3 protein-coding genes are annotated in these 3,221 nt (G+C 56.2%); 1 reads left to right on the forward strand and 2 read right to left on the reverse strand.

Annotated features, from left to right (window positions below; translation table 11 throughout):
• The first annotated feature begins 475 nt into the window (after nucleotides 1-475).
• Nucleotides 476-1,126 carry an ElyC/SanA/YdcF family protein gene (locus tag WCO56_29340; protein ID MEI7733706.1) on the forward strand — a complete coding sequence of 217 codons (651 nt, stop codon included), beginning with the start codon at nucleotides 476-478 and terminating at the stop codon, nucleotides 1,124-1,126.
• Nucleotides 1,127-1,140: 14 nt separating this feature from the next.
• Here WCO56_29340 and WCO56_29345 read toward each other — a convergent pair whose 3' ends face one another.
• Nucleotides 1,141-1,950 (reverse strand): TIGR00266 family protein, encoded by an 810-nt coding sequence (locus WCO56_29345; GenBank protein MEI7733707.1) that lies wholly within the window; start codon nucleotides 1,948-1,950, stop codon nucleotides 1,141-1,143.
• A gap of 18 nt (nucleotides 1,951-1,968) precedes the next feature.
• A complete protein-coding gene (metF, locus tag WCO56_29350) occupies nucleotides 1,969-2,868 on the reverse strand; it encodes a methylenetetrahydrofolate reductase [NAD(P)H] (GenBank protein ID MEI7733708.1) in 900 nt (299 codons plus the stop codon).
• Nucleotides 2,869-3,221: the final 353 nt, after the last annotated feature.

The raw sequence follows: 3,221 nt of genomic DNA on the forward strand, positions 1-3,221 counted from the left end.
GCTGTGTCGCAGGTTTCCCAACCTGCGGGCTGCTGGAAATTCGCGCGCGTCGGGAGATGGCAAACGGTCTGCCGACTGGGAAGTCGGCGACACAGCAGGTTTGGAAACCTGCGCCACGTTGGGGGGGTTGAATTCCTGACGTTCCTTGTGCCCGCAACGTTTATCCGAACCATGCGGTCTGGGCTTTGCCTCATTCTGTGAGGGGGGTACGGAACCACAGACCCTGCCCACCTCGTAGTATTCGTAACGCACCAACGCGCTGGATGCAGCCCTGATCCCCTGGCGAATCCAGCGGCACCGTCATGCCATGCTCTTTTCCTGCGGTTCGCTACGCTCACCTTCGGAAAAGAGCATGGCATCCCCAGCATGGCGGCCGGACAATCATGGCGCTTGTCAAATTCATCGCAGGGAACATATAAGGGCAATCCACCGCTTGCAAATTCTTCTGGCGATATCCAAGCTGCGCCTTGTATTTATGAAGCTTAACTGGCGACGGGTTGGATGGGTTTTGATCGGGCTCGCTCTTCTCGGCAGCCTGTTTGCGGGTTACTGCTGGCAGACGGTGGGTAATCAGGGGACACGTCTGTATTCCAATACCGCCACCGTGCCGCATAATCGAGTGGCGCTGGTATTGGGTTGTTCCTCCACGTTGCGCGATGGCAGTCGCAATTTGTTTTTCCACAACCGCATGCACGCAGCGGCAGCCTTGTACCAAGCTGGTAAAGTGGAATACCTGCTGGTTAGCGGTGACAACCGGCGGCGTGAGTATGATGAGCCGTCCGAGATGAAAGCCGCGCTGATGCGATTGGGGGTGCCCGAGGGACGAATCGTGTGTGATTATGCCGGTTTCACCACGCTGGATTCCATCATTCGCGCCCGGGTGGTATTTGGCCAGACCAACCTGACCATTGTTTCGCAGGCTTTCCATAATCAGCGGGCGCTGTATATCGCCGATGGTTACGGCGTGATCGGGGTGGCGTTTAATGCCGCCGAAGTGCCGGTTGGACACGCCTTCAAGACCTATGCGCGGGAAGTGGTCGCGCGGATGCGCGCCTGGCTGGATGTTAATTTGATTAGACGCCAGCCGCATTTTCTCGGCGAACCGGTTGTCATTCCCACGAGTTAGGCGTCACCCCAGCGCTATCCTTCCTCGCCCAAGAAGCGGCCGGAATGCTTGGCGGCGGAGACGATGCGATCAGCCATGCGGCTCAGTGGCAGACTTTGCAGCCAGATCTTTCCCGGCCCGCGCAGCACCGCAAAGAATAAGCCCTCGCCGCCAAATAGCGCGGTTTTGATTTTGCCGACGAACTGAATATCAAATTCCACCGAAGGCTGAAACGCAACGACGCACCCGGCGTCCACGCGCAGGATTTCTCCGGGCGCCAGTTCCCGCTCGCAGAGCGTGCCGCCGGCATGGATAAACGTCAGGCCGGTGCCTTGAAGCTTTTCGAGAATGAATCCTTCGCCACCGAACAGGCCGGCACCGATGCGCTTTTGAAAGGCAATGCCCAAGCTGATTCCTTTTACCGAGCACAAGTAAGCGTCTTTTTGGGCGTGCAACACACCGCCGATGGCACCCAGATTGATTGGGATGATTTTGCCCGGACTTGGCGCGGCAAACGCAACCCGCTTTTTCACCTGGGAACGATTTTGGAAGAGCGTCATGAATAATGATTCGCCGGTGACCAGACGCCGCCCGGCCCCCATGAGCGCGCCAAGCAACCCGCTTTGCTGTGCCGAACCGTCGCCAAAAATCGCATCCATCTCAATACCGTCATCCATGAACATCATGGCCCCCGCCTCGGCGACCATGGCTTCACTGGGGGCCAGCCAGACCTCCAAAAACTGCATATCGTCGCCGTAAATATTATACTCAAGATCGTTGCCGGCTGGTGCGCTGGAATTCGGAGTCGAGCCGATGACGGGCGGCAGGGGTGGTGGTGTAGGCATACGGTTTTCTCTATTGAATCAAGGGGTGGTCGGGCGCAGTCCCAGGTTACGCAACACCTCCCGGGTGGATCGGGCTTTATTCAAGGCATAGAAATGCAAGCCGGGCGCGCCTTCCCGGAGCAGTTCCTCACTCTGGCGGCTGGCGTATTCAATGCCGAACCGGATGGCGGCCTCCTCGTCCTGTTCCAATTTCTTGAGTTCGGTCAACAAGGGAGCCGGCAGAGACGCTCCACACAGGGTGGTAAATTTTTGAATCTGCAACGCGCTTAGGATGGGAATGATTCCAGGGATGATCGGCACGGTGACGCCCCGCTTGACCAGGTAATCACGGAAGGTGAAAAAGTCCCGATTATCGAAAAAAATCTGAGTGACAATGAACTCGCCGCCGCAGCCGACTTTATACACCAGGTGATCCCAGTCTGCCTGTCGCCCGGCTTTACAGGCGATGTGCCCCTCGGGGAAACCGGCTACCCCGATGCAAAAATCGCCCTGAGTGCGGATGAAATGTACCAGTTCACAGGCAAATTCAAAACCACCCTCGGGTTTCACAAAATCGCTGGCGTTGCCCGGCGGGTCACCCCGCAACGCCAGGATATTTCGGACACCCAAGTCTCGTAATTGGTTCAGGACCCCACCAATCTGTTGCCGGGTGGCGTTGACACAGGTGAGATGCGCCAGCGTGGTCAATTGATGACGCTTTTGCACCTGCTCGACGATGCGCAACGTTTTATCCTGGGTGCCGCCGCCCGCGCCATACGTCACGGACACATAATCCGGCTTCAGGCTGGCCAAGTCTGGCAGCGCCTTATCCAGGAGATTGCGCTCGCCCTCTTCCGTTTTGGGCGGAAACAATTCAAAAGAAATTACCGGTCGCTTTGCGGCAATCCCGGCGGCATATTGATCGCGAATCCATTGCATCACGCCTCAAGTATGGACTCATTCGGCTCCGGTTTCAAGTCAGCAAAAAGAGTTGGGCAAAATGCGCGTTGCATCAAATCAAATGTTACCCGGGCGCTGAATTAATGGGATGGGGAACCGAACATGGCAAAATTATTACTACCAATTTTCTTTTGCAAAAACATACCGGCAAATGGTGCGCAGGAGATGGAAGTCAGAACCGTGTCATCCGGGTTCAATTTCAGTTCCAATTTTTTTGCCAGCTAATCTTTTTGCCATGTGTGGGTTCGGTCATTCCGCACTCCGCATTCCACATTTGAATTATTCTCCTCCCGGAGGCAACCACCTTTCTCAGTTCTGTGGTACGCTCTCGG

The sequence above is a fragment of the Verrucomicrobiota bacterium genome, from assembly GCA_037139415.1.
GTDB lineage: Bacteria > Verrucomicrobiota > Verrucomicrobiia > Limisphaerales > Fontisphaeraceae > JBAXGN01.